General features: G+C 58.9%; 14 protein-coding genes. 6 read left to right on the top strand and 8 right to left on the bottom strand.

The features are described from left to right. Window positions 1-15: 15 nt before the first annotated feature. The 5 genes from gatB to gatC all read right to left on the bottom strand — a co-directional run bounded on the left by gatB (window position 16) and on the right by gatC (window position 5647). Window positions 16-1515 (bottom strand): Asp-tRNA(Asn)/Glu-tRNA(Gln) amidotransferase subunit GatB, encoded by a 1500-nt coding sequence (gene gatB, locus BQ4436_RS08520; protein ID WP_070976364.1) that lies wholly within the window; start codon window positions 1513-1515, stop codon window positions 16-18. Between the two features lie 22 nt (window positions 1516-1537). Continuing rightward, window positions 1538-2542 (bottom strand): bile acid:sodium symporter family protein, encoded by a 1005-nt coding sequence (locus BQ4436_RS08515; RefSeq protein WP_070976362.1) that lies wholly within the window; start codon window positions 2540-2542, stop codon window positions 1538-1540. A gap of 90 nt (window positions 2543-2632) precedes the next feature. Continuing rightward, window positions 2633-3664, bottom strand: coding sequence for a 6-phosphofructokinase (locus tag BQ4436_RS08510; protein WP_070479179.1), 1032 nt, complete (start codon window positions 3662-3664; stop codon window positions 2633-2635). Between the two features lie 199 nt (window positions 3665-3863). Next, window positions 3864-5345 (bottom strand): Asp-tRNA(Asn)/Glu-tRNA(Gln) amidotransferase subunit GatA, encoded by a 1482-nt coding sequence (gatA, locus tag BQ4436_RS08505; RefSeq protein ID WP_070976360.1) that lies wholly within the window; start codon window positions 5343-5345, stop codon window positions 3864-3866. A 2-nt stretch (window positions 5346-5347) separates the two neighbouring features. Then, window positions 5348-5647: an Asp-tRNA(Asn)/Glu-tRNA(Gln) amidotransferase subunit GatC gene (gatC, locus tag BQ4436_RS08500; RefSeq protein WP_070362590.1), complete on the bottom strand. Its 300-nt coding sequence runs from the start codon at window positions 5645-5647 to the stop codon at window positions 5348-5350. Between the two features lie 189 nt (window positions 5648-5836). Here gatC and BQ4436_RS08495 point away from each other — a divergent pair, with 189 nt between their 5' ends. After that, window positions 5837-6502, top strand: coding sequence for an ACT domain-containing protein (locus tag BQ4436_RS08495; RefSeq protein ID WP_070362591.1), 666 nt, complete (start codon window positions 5837-5839; stop codon window positions 6500-6502). Here the strand turns inward: BQ4436_RS08495 and ligA are convergent. Further along, window positions 6499-8547, bottom strand: a complete 2049-nt coding sequence (ligA, locus tag BQ4436_RS08490; RefSeq protein ID WP_070362592.1) for an NAD-dependent DNA ligase LigA — start codon at window positions 8545-8547, stop codon at window positions 6499-6501. The genes BQ4436_RS08495 and ligA overlap by 4 nt on opposite strands. A 50-nt stretch (window positions 8548-8597) precedes the next feature. On the opposite strand from ligA, the gene BQ4436_RS08485 reads away from it, so the two are divergent. Next, entirely contained in the window at window positions 8598-9281 is a 684-nt protein-coding gene (locus BQ4436_RS08485; protein ID WP_070363535.1) for a 3'-5' exonuclease, read from the top strand. On the opposite strand, the gene BQ4436_RS08480 is transcribed toward BQ4436_RS08485, so the two are convergent. Both BQ4436_RS08480 and mnmA read right to left on the bottom strand, forming a co-directional pair. Continuing rightward, window positions 9278-10123: a uroporphyrinogen decarboxylase/cobalamine-independent methonine synthase family protein gene (locus tag BQ4436_RS08480; protein WP_070362593.1), complete on the bottom strand. Its 846-nt coding sequence runs from the start codon at window positions 10121-10123 to the stop codon at window positions 9278-9280. The two genes, BQ4436_RS08485 and BQ4436_RS08480, sit on opposite strands and share 4 nt — an antisense overlap. Then, on the bottom strand, window positions 10120-11211 hold the full coding sequence (gene mnmA / locus BQ4436_RS08475; RefSeq protein ID WP_070976462.1) for a tRNA 2-thiouridine(34) synthase MnmA: 1092 nt from the start codon (window positions 11209-11211) through the stop codon (window positions 10120-10122). Before mnmA ends, BQ4436_RS08480 begins: the two co-directional genes overlap by 4 nt. Window positions 11212-11311: 100 nt before the next feature. Between mnmA and BQ4436_RS08470 the strand changes: the two genes are divergently transcribed. The 4 genes from BQ4436_RS08470 to BQ4436_RS08455 all read left to right on the top strand — a co-directional run bounded on the left by BQ4436_RS08470 (window position 11312) and on the right by BQ4436_RS08455 (window position 14934). Then, window positions 11312-12493, top strand: a complete 1182-nt coding sequence (locus BQ4436_RS08470; RefSeq protein ID WP_176754841.1) for a sensor histidine kinase — start codon at window positions 11312-11314, stop codon at window positions 12491-12493. After that, complete coding sequence (locus BQ4436_RS08465; protein WP_070976357.1) at window positions 12490-13194, top strand: response regulator; 705 nt, start codon at window positions 12490-12492, stop codon at window positions 13192-13194. Before BQ4436_RS08470 ends, BQ4436_RS08465 begins: the two co-directional genes overlap by 4 nt. 82 nt (window positions 13195-13276) lie before the next feature. Then, window positions 13277-14191 carry an ABC transporter ATP-binding protein gene (locus BQ4436_RS08460; protein WP_070362597.1) on the top strand — a complete coding sequence of 305 codons (915 nt, stop codon included), beginning with the start codon at window positions 13277-13279 and terminating at the stop codon, window positions 14189-14191. Beyond that, window positions 14188-14934 (top strand): ABC transporter permease, encoded by a 747-nt coding sequence (locus BQ4436_RS08455; RefSeq protein ID WP_070976355.1) that lies wholly within the window; start codon window positions 14188-14190, stop codon window positions 14932-14934. Before BQ4436_RS08460 ends, BQ4436_RS08455 begins: the two co-directional genes overlap by 4 nt. The last annotated feature ends 1 nt before the right edge of the window (window position 14935 follow it).

Here is a 14935-nt window from a genome sequence, read left to right as displayed (position 1 = left end):
TTTATGCGATGTAGGTTAGGACAGCTTCTTCGCGATCAGCTTGTTCACCTGACCAGGATCAGCCTTGCCCTGCGTTGCCTTCATCACGGCACCGACAATCGCGCCGGTTACCTTCTTGTTGCCGGCTCGGTACTTCTCAACGATGTCCGGGTTGGCAGCCAACGCGTCGTCGACAGCCTTTTCGATAGCGCCATCATCACGCACGACCTCGAGGCCACGAGCAGCGACAACCTCGTCAACATGGCCCTCGCCAGCAATCACGCCGTCGATAGCCTGGCGACCCAGCTTGGTCGTCAGCTTGCCTTCTTTCACCAACTCGACCACACGAGCAACGTCCTTTGGCGTCACTCCAACTGCGTCAAGGTCCTTGCCGAGCTCGTTTGCCTTGCTTTGAATGTACGACACCCACCAAGCACGCGCCTCGTCAGGAGTCGTGCCTTCCTCGACTGTATCCACAACCAGATCCAACGCGCCAGCGTTCACCAAATCGCGGAACTCCTTCTCAGGCAGCTTCCATTCTTCCTGGATTCGCGCCCGGCGCACCCACGGAAGCTCCGGAAGCGTCTTGCGGATCTCCTCCACCCACTCAGGCTTCGCAATTACTGGGGGCAGGTCTGGGTCGTTGAAGTAGCGGTACTCAGAGGCCTCTTCTTTTGGACGCCCCTTCGACGTCGAGCCATCTTTCTCCTGGTAGTGGCGGGTCTCCTGCACAATCTCTTCGCCGTTGACGAGCGCCTGTGCCTGACGCATCATCTCGAAGCGGACGGCCTGCTCAACCGATTTCAAGGAGTTGATGTTCTTCGTCTCCGTACGGGTGCCGAACTTCTCCTGACCGATCGGGCGCAGCGAAACGTTCGCATCACAGCGCATCGACCCCTGGTCCATGCGTGCATCAGAGACACCGAGAGCCTTCACAAGCTCGCGGAGCGCGCCAACGTACGCACGAGCGACCTCGGGAGCACGCTCCCCTGCACCGATAATCGGCTTCGTCACGATCTCAATGAGCGGAACACCAGCGCGGTTACAGTCAACCAACGAGGCCGTCGCACCCGTGATGCGCCCCGAGGCAGACCCGAGGTGCGTCAGCTTACCGGTGTCTTCTTCCATATGCGCGCGCTCGATTTCAACGCGGTACTCAGTACCATCATCGAGCAGGACGTCCAGGTAGCCGTCGTACGCGATCGGCTCGTCGTACTGCGAAATCTGGTAGTTCTTCGGCTGATCCGGGTAAAAGTAGTTCTTACGCGCGAAGCGCGAGCTTTCCGCAATCTTGCAGTTCAGTGCAAGGCCGATCTTGATTGCCCACTCAACGCCCTTTGCATTAACGACGGGCAATGCGCCAGGCAATCCAAGCGACACAGGGTCGACGTTGGTGTTTGGCGCCGCACCGAAGTGGGCTGAAGATGTCGAGAACATCTTGGTCTCGGTTGCTAACTCAACGTGTACCTCCAACCCCATAACCGGGTCGAATTTTTCCAGTACTTCGTCGTAATCCATCAGGTCGTACGCAGTCATAGTGCTCTAGTGTAGTGCTCTCCTAGTTCTCCGTGTCGCTTGGCGCGCCAATAGCACGTTTCCGCTGGTCTACGGAGCGACAGATGAACGCAAATACCGCACCGGAGAGGTTGTGCCATACAGAAAACACTGCCGCTGGAAGTGCCGCGACTGGGTTCATGTACTGTGCGGCAAGCGTGGCGGCTAGGCCGGAGTTCTGCATCCCAACCTCGACAGCCATTGTTCGAGAAGCGGTTTCCGGCTGACGCGTGACCTTTCCAGTCAGGTAGCCCAGCAGGTACCCCAGGATGTTGTGGATTGCTACACACAGCAGCACCAAGAGACCAGCCTCTGCAAGTTTCTCACGGGAGCCCTGCACGACAATCGCCACGATCATCGAGATCGCAATCACAGAGACCCACGGCAGCGCAGGCAAGATGGCGTCAACAAGCTGAGGCAGCACGAGGCGCACGACGAGACCGAGCACGATTGGAACGATGACCATCTTGACGATCGACAGCGCCATTGCTGCTGCACTCACTGGCATGTGCTGACCTGCCAGCCACAGAGTCAACAGCGGCGTCATTATTGGTGCAAGCAGCGTCGATACCGACGTCATAGTGACCGACAAAGCTACGTCACCACGGGAAAGGTAGCTAACGACGTTGGATGACGTCCCGCCTGGTGCGCACCCAACCAAGATCACACCTGCCGCGATTTCAGACGGCAGACCGAGCACCACAGTGATAGCTACTGCAATTGCAGGCATGATGACGAACTGCGCAACCACACCGATGAGTACCGGGAGCGGACGCGAAAAAACGAGACGAAAATCAACTGGACGCAAGGTAAGCCCCATGCCGAACATCACAATGCCCAGGAGCCACGTAGTCCAACCAGAAATTGGGGCCACCGCGCCAGGTGCTGCTGCACCAAGCGCGAAGCCAATCAGTACTAGCACTGGGAAGCCCAGCGTTGCGAAGTATGCAGCGCGGTCCTGGGCAGTCCCGCTAGATGGTTCTCTTTTCTCACCTACCGAAACAGTCATAGGTCAGACTATAGACACACAAAAGGAGCGCCCGCGCCAGTTTCCGCAAAAATCTTTTGCACTGGCGCGGGCGCTCCACCCAAAAATTTCTTATCCAAACATGCTTCGTGCAGTTTTATACCGGTGTTCCGGAACCGTCTTCAGGTGTGCCACCGCGGACTCGAGCGGCACGAGGTCGATATCCTCACCGTGCAGAGCTACACAGGTATCAAAGTTGCCTTCGTGTGCGGCACGGGCTGCGTGCACGCCGTAACGGGTGGCAAGCACTCGGTCATACGCCGTTGGCGTACCACCGCGCTGGATGTGCCCCAGCACCGTAGTTCGGACATCGTAACCAAGGCGGCGCTTAATCTCGTCAGCGATGATCTGCCCCATCCCGTTGAAGGTCTTGTGGCCGAACTCGTCTTCCTCACCGAGGCCTGCATCCATCGTGCCCTCTTTCGGGATAGCGCCTTCGGCGACAACGATGATGCCGTACTTCTCTCCCATCTGGAAGCGGCGCTCCATTGCCTTGCAAATATCTGCAATGTCGAATGGGTCCTCAGGGATGACCGTGTAGTGTGCACCACCTGCCATACCGGCATGGAGTGCAATCCAGCCGACGTGGCGGCCCATCACTTCGACGATCAAGATGCGGTTGTGTGATTCCGCAGTCGTATGCAGGCGGTCAATCGCGTCGGTAGCAACCGATACTGCGGTGTCAAAGCCGAACGTGTAGTCAGTCGCGGCAACGTCGTTGTCAATGGTCTTTGGAACGCCGACAACCGGAATGCCATTATCGGACAACCACTTGGCACCTTTGAGGGTACCTTCGCCGCCAATGGCGATCAGGGCGTCGATACCGGCGTCATCCATATTCGCCTTAATAGTGTCGATACCGGCTTTGAACTTGTCGGGGTGCAAACGGCCGGTCCCCAGGATGGTGCCGCCGCGCAGCAAAATCGAATCGATAAACGCATCGTCGTACAGGTCAATCCTGCGGTCTTCCATCAGCCCGACCCAGCCATCGAGGTACCCGACAACTGTCGAGCCATATTCCGCGCTGGCAGTTCGGACGATTCCGCGAATGACGGCGTTCAGCCCTGGGCAGTCGCCGCCGGAGGTAAGAGTGGCAAGTCGCATACACACAACCCTAGCGCTTTCAAGGCAAAAGGGCTTATTCCGCATGCCCAAAAATCAAATTACCCCTGTTCACAGGCATCAAATTGATGCTCCCATTCACACACAAATCCACAACATAGACGATTAAGGTGTTATCAAAATGAAAACGACCCCGCGACAGTAACCTGCGGGGTCGTGGTGGATATGCCAGATAAGAAAGCTAGCGTCCAGCCTCAAACGCCGCACCAACACGGTACAGGCGCTCGTCTTCAAAAGCAGGAGCAATAATCTGCAGACCAACAGGAAGACCAGTATCGCTTGCCGTCCCCGCCGGGACGCTCATGCCCGGGAGGCCTGCCAGGTTCAACGGCAAGGTGAAGAGGTCAAAGTTGTACATTGCCAACGGATCGTCGACTTTCTCCCCGATCTTGAACGCAGTCTGAGGAACGGCCGGGCCAGCGATGACATCCACCTTCTGAAACGCCCGACGGAAATCCTGCGCGATGAGGGTACGCACACGCTGCGCCTGCAGGTAGTAGGCGTCGTAGTAACCAACAGACAACGCATACGTGCCGAGGATGATGCGACGCTTCACCTCCGGACCAAAGCCGTCACCACGGGACGACGCCATAACCTCTTCCGCAGAGTGCTTGCCGTCGTCACCCGTGCGCAAGCCATAGCGCATACCGTCAAAGCGCGCTAGGTTCGACGAAACCTCGGACATCTGGATGATGTAGTACGCGCCCATAACGTCGTCGAAGCTCGGGCAGTCCACTTCGACGATCTCTGCGCCCTGACGTTCGAACTGCGCAAAGGCGGCGTCGATACGCTCAGTGACGCCTGGCTGGGTACCTGGGCGCGAGAACTGCTTCACGCGTCCGATCTTCACACCAGACAGATCGCCCGAAGCGCCCTGTTCAGCGGCAGCTGCGAGCTCCTGTACCGGAGTATCAACGCTTGTGGCGTCGAACTCGTCGTGGCCGCCAATAATCTCGTGCAGCAACGCCGTGTCGAGAACGTTGTTCGCACACGGTCCAACCTGATCCAGCGACGACGCACAAGCGATCACACCGTAGCGGGAAACACCGCCGTACGTCGGCTTCACACCGACGGTGCCTGTCAGCGATGCCGGCTGACGAATAGAGCCACCGGTATCAGTGCCAATACCAATTGGTGCCTGGCCAGAGGCAAGTGCAGCAGCGGTACCACCGCCAGATCCACCCGGAACACGCTCGAGGTCATGCGGGTTACGGGTGACCTGATAGGCGGAGTTCTCAGTGGAGGAACCCATCGCAAACTCGTCGAGGTTCGTCTTGCCCAGAATTGGGATACCGGCCTCGCGCAACTTGCGGACTACCGTAGCATCGTACGGGCTGCGGTATCCCTCAAGCATCTTCGATGCAGCGGTGGTCGGAGCATCCGTCGTCACCAGCAAATCTTTCAGTGCCAGTGGTACACCAGCCAGCTTTGAAGCCGGCGGCTTACCAGCAGCGACCTGGGCATCCACCTCGTCTGCCGCAGCGAGAGCCTCCTCGGCGCCGACATGCAGGAATGCCCCGAGCTCGTTATCAGTCTCCGCAATGCGGTCCAGGAATGCCTGGGTAACCTCGCGCGACGTCAGCTCGCCGGATTGGATTTTCTGTGCAAGCACGTGAGCTGGAAGCGACACAATGCCTTCAGATGGAAGCGTGTACTCAGTCATGCCTACTCACTTTCTCCAAGGATCTGTGGAACTACGAAGCGCTCTTCATCAACTTCAGGGGCCTGGTCAAGGGCCTGCGCCTGCGTCAACGTCTTCTTCTCGACGTCCGGCCTCATGCCAGCGTCAATCGAGTGGGGGTGGCTCATCGGCTCCACCCCATCAGTGTCGACCTGTTGCACCTTCGAAACAGCGTCAACAATGGTGTCGAGCTGCTGGGCGATCTGGTCAAGCTCATCCTCCTGCAACGCAATTCGCGCGAGGCGTGCGATGCGGGAGACCTCATCGCGTGAAATCTCAGCCAATGTGAAGTCCAATCTTTACCGTAGGTTAGCCACTAAAACGTGTTCATTCTACGTTATCCCCAGAACCCGCATCGCACTAGGCAACACCACACCATCGCCCCATCCCTTTTCGCCTCATTTTTACAATTGCATGCATATATTCATGTAATTGGCAGCATGCTGTCCGTATGCAGTGCTATAAAAGAGCCTATGTCTTACCTCGTACGAGTGACCTTGCCCGACCTACCCGGCAGTCTTGGCGAACTCGCGGAAGCCTTCGGCGTAATCGACGCAAATATTCAGTCCGTCGACATCGTCGAGACTGATCCAAGCGGTACCGTCACTGACGACATTGTTGTCAGCTTGCCCACCGGAACGATGGTCGACGCACTCATTACAGCAGCTTCAGCCATCGACGGCGTTGAAGTTGATTCGATCCGCCCGTTCACTGGGCGCGTTGACCGCAGTGGGCACATCCGGATGCTGGCGAAAATCGCCGAGCTTGCAAACAATCCGAAGCAGGCACTCGACGAGTTAACCGTGATGATCCCCCAGGCAATGACCTCTTCCTGGGCCGTGGTGCTGAAGCACACCCCCGAAGGACTCGACCGCCTGTGCGCCTCCCAGGCTGCACCAGAAGATGACCAATCCCACCCAATCATGCCACCGCTCGAGCATGCGCGGGTGCTCGTTCCGGACAACGACGCGTGGACACCAGAGTCGTGGTGGCAACTCGATACCGCGCTTGCCATCACTCCCCTCGGCGCCTCCGAGTACATTCTCGTTGTCGGTCGCATCGGCGGCCCTGATTTCCTTGCATCAGAGGTAGCTCAGATCGGAGACTTGGGAACCATCATCGGTTCGATAATTTCCTAGTCTTCAACTCCTTCTGGCCCCTGTTCGAGCAGGCGGGTGAACTCTTCCTCGTTGAGAATCCTGAGGCCGAGCTCACGCGCCTTTTGCTCTTTTGAACCGGCATTTTCGCCGACGACCACAAAGTCCGTCTTCTTTGACACAGACCCCGATGCCTTACCACCACGCGACACGATCGCCTCTTTCGCGCCATCACGCGTGTATTCCTCGAGCGTGCCCGTCACCACCACGGTGATCCCCTCAAGGGTTTGCGGAGCAACGTCGGCGGCATCAACTTCCATCGTCACGCCAGCAGCTGTCCACTTTTCGACGATCTCGCGGTGCCAGTCAACGCGGAACCACTCTTGGAACGATTCCGCAATGATGGCGCCTACTCCGTCTGTTTGCGCAAGGTCCTCCAGTGGGGCGTCGACAAGCGCTTCCATGTTGCCGTAACGGGAGGCGAGCGCACGAGCTGCGGTCGGACCGACGTGTCGAATCGAAAGCGCGACGAGGACTCTCCAGAAATCGGCATTTTTCGCAGTGTCGAGGTTCTCCAGTAGCTTGCGGCCAGAGGCATTTACCGCACCTTTCTTCGTGGTGTAGACCTGTGACTTCTTGAGGTCTTCCTCTGTGAGATCAAACAGGTCGCCCTCGTCTTGGATCACACCAGTGTCAATCATGTCCTGCGCGCCCTTTTCGCCCAGCGCCTCAATGTCAAAGGCGCCGCGACTGGCGAGGTACTTCAGACGTTGCGCCAGCTGGGCCGGGCATGAACGCGTATTCGGGCAGCGCCAGTCCGCATCCCCTTCCTTCGCAGGCGCCAACGTTGCCCCGCAACTTGGGCACTCCGCGGGGAACACGAACTCCCGCTCCTCTCCAGTGCGAAGATCTGCGACGGGACCCAACACCTCAGGGATAATCTCGCCAGCTTTACGCACTACGACCGTGTCACCAATGAGGACGCCCTTGCGGCGGACCTCGGTCGGATTGTGCAACGTCGCCATGGCGACAGTCGTACCAGACACGAAAACCGGCTCCATTACCGCGTACGGTGTTACTCGGCCAGTTCGCCCAACGGAAACCTCAATATCGAGCAGTTTCGTCGTGACCTCCTCCGGCGGGTACTTGTACGCGATCGCCCACCGTGGCGCCCGCGACGTCGCTCCTAGTTGGCGCTGTTCCTCAACCGCATCGACTTTTACAACGAGCCCATCCATCTCGTGGATCGCGTCGTGGCGGTGCTGTTCCCAATAGCGAACGGCATCCACCACCGCATCAGCAGTTGCTGCGCGCTTTGTGTATTCAGACACTGGCAGCCCCCAGGCTGCCATCTGCTCGTAGGCTTCGTGCTGGGTCTTCGGGGCAAACCCCTCGCGCGCACCGATGCCGTGGCAAATCATCCGCAGTTTGCGCTTTTTCACATCCTCGGGATCCTTTTGACGCAAGCCTCCGGCAGCCGCGTTGCGCGGATTCGCGAACGGTTTCCCGCCCTCTTCGATGCGAGCAGCGTTGAGATCTGGGAAGTCCTCGGGCCGGATAAAAACTTCCCCTCGCACCTCGACTAGCGCCGGGGCATCGCCCTGCAGCTGGTGCGGAATATCTTCAATGACCTTTGCATTGGCCGTAATGTCCTCGCCCACGCGCCCGTCACCACGCGTAGCAGCGCGAACCAGCTCGCCGTTTTCATACACGAGGTCGATCGAAAGCCCGTCGATCTTGAGCTCTGTCAGATACGGGCCCGGCGCCTTTGCCAGCCAGTCTCGTAGCTCTGCCTCCGAGAAAACATTATCTAGGCTCATCATCCGCTCGAGGTGCTCGACATCGTCGAACGCACCGCCGGTCGGCGCACCGACCTGCATCGTCGGTGAGTCCGGAACAGCGAGCTCGGGGTGCTCTTCCTCAAGTCGCACCAAGCGCTGGAAAAGCTCATCAAACTCGGCGTCACTAATAACGGGTTGGCTGTTGTAGTACAGATCCCGATGGTGACGAACTTGGCTGGCAATCTCATCCCAGAGTCGACGCACATCGACGTCATTAGCAGGCAATTCGTTCACATTTTCGTTCATAACGTGCAAGTCTAGCGTCTCTGTCCGACACGGTTAGTAAGGTAATGTGCATGGCTTTCTTCGACGCATCCCGCATGATGTCCTTCGACCTCGAGACGACTTCTGTGAACCCACGCACTGCTCGTATTGTGACGTCCTCCCTTGTCACGATCGACGGTGCGCAGGCGAACGCGCACGAGGCGCTCGCGGACCCAGGGGTTGAGATACCCGCAGAGGCTGCCGCGGTCCACGGCATCACCACGGAGTACGCCCGCGCGCACGGCCGCCCGCACGATGAGGTCTTGCAAGAAACAGTTGACATGATTAAGCGCGGTTGGGAGGACGGCCTCACTCTCATCGTTTTTAACGCGCCGTATGACCTTTCTGTGCTGCGACAGCTCACCGGAGACTTCACTGTAACCGGCCCGGTTTTCGACCCTCTCGTCATCGACCGGGCGAAGGACCGCTACAGGAAGGGGAAACGCAACCTCGGCGCTCTGTGCGAGCTGTACGGAGTGAAGCTCGACAACGCTCACGATGCGACGGCTGATGCGACCGCCGCTGCGCGCCTTGCGTGGAAGCAGGTCCGCTCCACCTACCCTGAACTCGCCCAGATGAGCACGGACGAGTTGATGGAGTTTCAGGCCGTGGAGTACTACAAACTCCAAACAGAGTTGCGGGAGTTCTTCGAGTCGAAGGGGCGTGATGTCTCAAACCTCACGACGTCGTGGCCGATGATCGGGGATGCGAGTTAGCGCAGCCCTTCCGCCATTTCAGCGGCTTCACGGTAGTTCGCAGCGGCCTGTTTCAACGTATCCGCGGGTCGTGCCCACACGTCGAAGCTGCAGGCCTCAGGGTCGGTTTGGAGTTCGTCGAGCACGTTCCACACATCCCTTGGCCGCATGGGTGCAAGCGCGAAGCGGCTGCCGCGATCGAGCAGTTGCGCAAAGCGGTCTTTTTCGGCGGTTGATTGTAGGTCCGCAAGGTCTACGGTCTGCCAAGGGACGTTGATCATCATTGGCGCGTGGAGTAGGTACTTACCAAAGCCTGCGAGGCGCTCCTCCGGTTCTGGGTATGCCGGGATGCGTTCGGCATCAGTCGCACCACGCAGTGAGCCTCTCATCACGGCGTCGAGGCTTGGCTCGTCGATTTGCAGCACTGTCGGAGCTAATCGACGCCCCACATCTTCTCGATGATCGTCAATAGCCTGTGCAAGCGCCTCGGTCACATCCCGCAGCGCACCAGTGTCCGTGATCATGCGGTGTCCATTGCGCATCTCAATTTCTGCTGCAAGTGTCCAAGGACCGACAACCTGGACTTTGATCGCATCGAGCTTGCCGGCCCACAGCGATTCCAGGACATCCAGGTCGCGATCCATCTGGTCACGCACCGCCCGGTGCTGGGTGCCAACGCGCCATCCGCGCGGGCCGCGGTCGATGGGAATGTCGAGCAACGCGGCTGTTCGCCCAATCAGGTCACTCCCGATCCCACGCTCTGGCAGCTGTGGAATGTGTGGCAGCGGTGATTCTGAAAGCACAACGTCCGCGGCAGTGACGAGGTCTGTGCCGGGCAACTCCCCGAGGCCGAACGCCGTCATGGTTGCACGCTCGAAGTCCCACAAATCGTGCCGGACCCCAGCACCACGTCACCGCGCCCGTCCGGGTCAGGCAAGTACAACACGGCAGCCTGCCCTCGCGCGACTCCCTCCAGGGGCGTCTCCAACTCGAGATGCATGCTGTCGCCCTCAACGCGTGCGTGGCAGGCGACGACCCCGCCGTGCGCACGGATCTGTACATTGGCCGCGAACTCACCTTGCATCGCCGGATGCAATACTTTCAGGCGGTCTGCGTCGATCTGCCATACCTTGAGCGCTTCGCGCGGCCCGACAGTTACTGTGCCTGTGGCTGCGTCGACATCGGTGACGTAGCGCGGCTTTCCGTCCTGGGCTGGCACGCGAAGGTTGAGTCCACGGCGCTGTCCGATGGTGTACTGGAACGCGCCGTCGTGCTCTTTGAGCTCGGTGCCGTCCTGATCGCGCACGATTCCTGGGCGCATACCGATGGACCTACCCAAAAATGCCTGGGTGTTGCCGTCCGGGATAAAGCAAATATCGTAGGAGTCCGGCTTCTGCGCGGTAGCGAACCCGAACGCTGCCGCCTCCTCACGAATCTGAGGTTTTTCCGTATCGCCGACTGGGAAGATGCACTTGTCAAGCTCATCACGCGTCAGCACCCCCAACACATAAGACTGGTCTTTCAGCGGGTCCACCGAGCGCCGCAGGTTCCCGTCGTCGTCGATAGTTGCGTAATGCCCGGTTGCAATGGCGTCGAAGCCTAGTGCAATTGCACGCTCGAGCAGGGCTGCAAACTTGATTTTCTCGTTGCATCGCAGGCATGGATTCGGGGTCTCACCATGCTCGTACGACCACACGAAATTATCAATGACCTCAGCTTTAAAGCGATCGGAAAAGTCCCACACATAAAATGGAATCCCGAGTTTGTCGCACACACGTCGAGCGTCCGCAGAATCCTCCAGCGAGCAACACCCGCGTGCCGACTCTCTGGTGGCCTGCGGGTCCTGTGAGAGCGCCAGATGCACTCCCACAACGTCGTGGCCAGCCTGGACAAGGCGTGCTGCGGCCACCGAGCTGTCCACGCCTCCACTCATCGCCACTAAAACTCGCATGTGGCGGAAGTGTACCCGCGAGTAGAAGGAGAAGGAAAGCGCCCGGCGAATCATACCGTGGCATGACGACAGTCCTGCGCAGGTCGATTAGGTTATGGATATGCCTCCCTTTACTGCCCGCATGCCGATCCGCATGCGTGACGCAAGCATCGCTTTTGTCCTCGGTGTGTGTGCTTCGCTTGGTGTCCTGAGTGCCACGAGATCTGCATGGGCGGTCGTACCTCTCCTGCTGTGGTCTATCGTCGCCCCCTTTTCCCGCTGGCGATGGCCAACTGCAACTGTGCTCACCGCATTCGTCCTATTGGGGATGCGTGCATTCAGCACGAATCTCACGGTAGCGGTGATTGTCGTTGGGGTCTTCACTGCCTACATCATCCGTCGCAATGTTTGCCCAGTTCTTCGCGACGTCGCTGCCATTGCGCTCGTTACAGGAGACCTCGTGGCACTCTCACTCGTATCGCCAGTACCGCGGAGCATGCCCTTTGAACAGCAGCTTCCCTACCTCGCGTGGAGCGCCACATTGCTGGTTGCGGCTGGACTCTTCGGCGAGCTACGCAGGCGGACCGAAGAAGCCGCAACCCGCGAGCTCGAGCAGGCGCTGCGGCAGCAACGGATCGAGCTTCAACAGGCTATGTCTGAGCAACGCGCGTTCCTTGCCCGCGAGATCCACGACGTGGTTACCCATTCGCTCACTGTGATAGTTGCGCAGGCCGATGGTGGACGCTACGGCGGGGACTGCGACAAAGCCCTTCGAGTAATCGGAGAGGTCGGACGGGAATCCCTGGCGCAAATGCGCGAAGTGGTCGCGCTCCTTCGCGCGCCCGAGTCGCGGTCGGTGGAACCTTCACCAGTGTCTCTAGATTTCGAAGAGCTGGTTCGTACGAGTCGACTCGGCGGCCTGGATATCACTTACTCGCAAACGGGATCTGCACCAGAGCAGCTACCACTTGCTACGTCCCTTGCGGCCAGACGCGTGGTCCAGGAGGCTCTCACGAATGCGCTCAAACACGGCGACGGCGCTGCTTTGCTTGATGTGACGTGGGAGGAAAAACAAGTGGTAATCCGTGTGAACAATGGATTCGATGGCACTGCAGCAAGCCTTGTCAATGGCCACGGCTTGCGTGGGATGCGGGAGCGCGCCGCTCTTATCGGGGCAACTTTGCAGGCAGGCCCCACCCCCACCAACAGCGGGCGTGCAGAGTGGGTCACGCAAGTGCGAATCCCCTACGTTGAGCAAGGTCTCGCCGGAGTGATACACCCCGACACGCTGGAGCATGCATGAGCACAATTCGCTTAGGGATCGTCGACGACCAGGCACTCTTCCTCCACGGTATCCAGCTCGTCATCGACTCCCAGACAGATTTGGGCGTCGATTGGCTGGCCTCGAACGGCGCTGAGGCACTCGAGCAACAGGCATCCCACCCGGTCGATGTAGTGCTGATGGATGTGCAAATGCCCATCCTCGACGGCATTGCCGCGACGGCCGAGTACGCCAGCCGTTTCCCGCAAACCAAGGTCATTATCCTCACCACGTTCGATGACGAGGATTACGTCGTGGACGCACTGCGGGCCGGCGCCAGTGGGTTCTTGTTCAAGGACACACAACCCGAGGAACTTCTCGACGCCATCCGTACCGTCGCTGCTGGCGATGCCGTCATCTCTCCGCGCGCCACCAAACGCATCATTGCTCGGATCTCTCACAGCACGCGCCAAGCCGCACACGCCGACGAGGAGCTTTCAATTTCTGCGACTGACCGCATGGCGCTTGGCGAGCTCACTGCCCGCGAGCGCGAAGTACTCATCGCAATCGGTCGTGGCTGGTCAAACTCGGAGATCTCTGAGCGCATGTTCATTTCCATGCCAACGGTGAAGACGCATGTCGGGAGGATCTTGTCCAAGACCCAGTCGCGCGACCGCGTGCATGCGGCGCTCTTCGCCTATCGCACGGGCCTTGTCGATCGTTCCGATCTCCTCGATGGCTAAGCACCATCATCCCCCGGTATGACTTGCAAGATCGTACCAAGCTCCGACGCTTTCGGAGCCTCACTTGGCGATAGTGAACACCATGAACTCACCAATCATTACTACGAAGGGCCTGACGAAGGTCTACGGTGCGCACACAGTCGTCGACAAGCTTTCGCTTGAGGTTCCGCAGGGCGCCGTGCACGGGCTCCTGGGGCCGAACGGCTCCGGCAAATCAACCACAATGAAAATGTTGCTCGGCCTGACCACACCAACTGCCGGGGAGATCACCGTGCTGGGGCAGCCGATGACCCGCTCAACACGCGGCGAGGTACTCGCTAGCATCGGCTCACTCATCGAGTCGCCAGCGGCATACCCGCACCTCACCGGTGCGGAGAACATGAAGATTGTGACGCGTCTATTCAAAGCCGATTCTGCAAACGCGCAGCGCGCGGTACGACTTGTTCGCTTGGAAAAGCACATGGACAAACAGGTCAAGAACTATTCGCTCGGCATGAAGCAACGCCTCGGCATCGCAATCGCGCTCGTACGCGACCCTCAATTGCTCATCCTCGATGAACCAACCAACGGCCTCGACCCTGCAGGTATCGAAGAAATCCGCGAGCTTATCATCAGTCTCGCACGCGACGAAGGCCGTACTGTCCTCGTTTCAAGTCACTTGCTCTCCGAAATGGAGAAGATGGCCACCAGCTTCAGCATTATCAACCAAGGCAAGCTCATATTTCAAGGCTCGAAGCAGCAGCTTTTCGACGCCCACCTCCCCGACGTCTACGTCCAAACCCCACAGGCAGCCGTTGCCACCGAAGTTCTACGAGACTTGCAACCACGCATCGTTTCCGGGGGCGTGGCACTACCCGGACTTACCGAGGAGGCCGTTGCTACTGCATGCGCGCAGCTCGTCCATCACGGAGTCCCGATCTACCAGGTTCTGCGAAAGCACCGCAGCCTGGAAGAAATTTTTATTGGGATGACAGGACGCAAGGGGCTTAGCGCATGAGCATCGAATTCTTGAAGCTGCGTCGTACGCACATCTCGCTACTGGGCGGCGTGCTCTCCCTGGGCATCGTACTGTTCGCTTGTATGAGCTTGTTCTCAGACGGCCAAATCGACGCGTTCACCGCTGCCCCGGAGGCAGCATGGTCGGGCCAACTGATTGCGGTTGCGATGTCGCTCGCATTTCTCACCCCACTGCAATTGGCGCTCATTGCCAGTCGCGCCGTCGATAACGAGCATGCAAGTGGCGGGTGGCTGCTCAACGCGGTTGCTGGCGTCCGCGAGGGCTCGCTGCTGCGACGAAAGTTCCGAGTAGTGGCGCCTCTCATCGTCACGCTCAAGCTGATGGAGTTCACGGCGTGCATCGCGCTACCAGTATTGCTGGGTGCGCCGCTGCCTAGCGGAAGCACAGCTGGAGCCTGGGCAGTGTACGGAGTTGCAGCCGTTGTCACTAGCCTAGCGATCACCAGCGCCATGTTCGTGCTCGCAGCGGTCACTGAATCGCAAGTAGGAGTGCTGGCATTTGGCGTGGCGGGAGGCTTCCTCGGCATCACCTCGCTGCTTTCCCCTGTGTGGCTCGCTGAGATGAACCCCTTCGGCTATTTTGCAGTCCTACTCCCATACACCTTCGCTAACGAAGGCGCAGTTCCTACGCAACCAGGTTGGGCTTCGTGGTGTGTCTACGTCGTGTTGCTCGCTACAGGGTTCGTTGCAATAACGCGAATACTCGACAGGAAAGAAATCTAAT

The organism is Corynebacterium sp. MC3, from assembly GCF_900099485.1.
GTDB classification, from domain to species: domain Bacteria; phylum Actinomycetota; class Actinomycetes; order Mycobacteriales; family Mycobacteriaceae; genus Corynebacterium; species Corynebacterium pseudogenitalium.
Note: the sequence above shows the minus strand (reverse complement) of the source record. Positions and strands in the feature narration are given on the sequence as shown.

Coding starts and splice junctions, on each gene's coding strand:
- gatB (WP_070976364.1), bottom strand. CDS start 1,515: ATGACTGCGTACGACCTGATGGATTACGACGAAGTACTGGAAAAATTC.
- BQ4436_RS08515 (WP_070976362.1), bottom strand. CDS start 2,542: ATGACTGTTTCGGTAGGTGAGAAAAGAGAACCATCTAGCGGGACTGCC.
- BQ4436_RS08510 (WP_070479179.1), bottom strand. CDS start 3,664: ATGCGACTTGCCACTCTTACCTCCGGCGGCGACTGCCCAGGGCTGAAC.
- gatA (WP_070976360.1), bottom strand. CDS start 5,345: ATGACTGAGTACACGCTTCCATCTGAAGGCATTGTGTCGCTTCCAGCT.
- BQ4436_RS08495 (WP_070362591.1), top strand. CDS start 5,837: ATGTCTTACCTCGTACGAGTGACCTTGCCCGACCTACCCGGCAGTCTT.
- ligA (WP_070362592.1), bottom strand. CDS start 8,547: ATGAACGAAAATGTGAACGAATTGCCTGCTAATGACGTCGATGTGCGT.
- BQ4436_RS08485 (WP_070363535.1), top strand. CDS start 8,598: ATGGCTTTCTTCGACGCATCCCGCATGATGTCCTTCGACCTCGAGACG.
- BQ4436_RS08480 (WP_070362593.1), bottom strand. CDS start 10,123: ATGACGGCGTTCGGCCTCGGGGAGTTGCCCGGCACAGACCTCGTCACT.
- mnmA (WP_070976462.1), bottom strand. CDS start 11,211: ATGCGAGTTTTAGTGGCGATGAGTGGAGGCGTGGACAGCTCGGTGGCC.
- BQ4436_RS08470 (WP_176754841.1), top strand. CDS start 11,312: ATGCCTCCCTTTACTGCCCGCATGCCGATCCGCATGCGTGACGCAAGC.
- BQ4436_RS08465 (WP_070976357.1), top strand. CDS start 12,490: ATGAGCACAATTCGCTTAGGGATCGTCGACGACCAGGCACTCTTCCTC.
- BQ4436_RS08460 (WP_070362597.1), top strand. CDS start 13,277: ATGAACTCACCAATCATTACTACGAAGGGCCTGACGAAGGTCTACGGT.
- BQ4436_RS08455 (WP_070976355.1), top strand. CDS start 14,188: ATGAGCATCGAATTCTTGAAGCTGCGTCGTACGCACATCTCGCTACTG.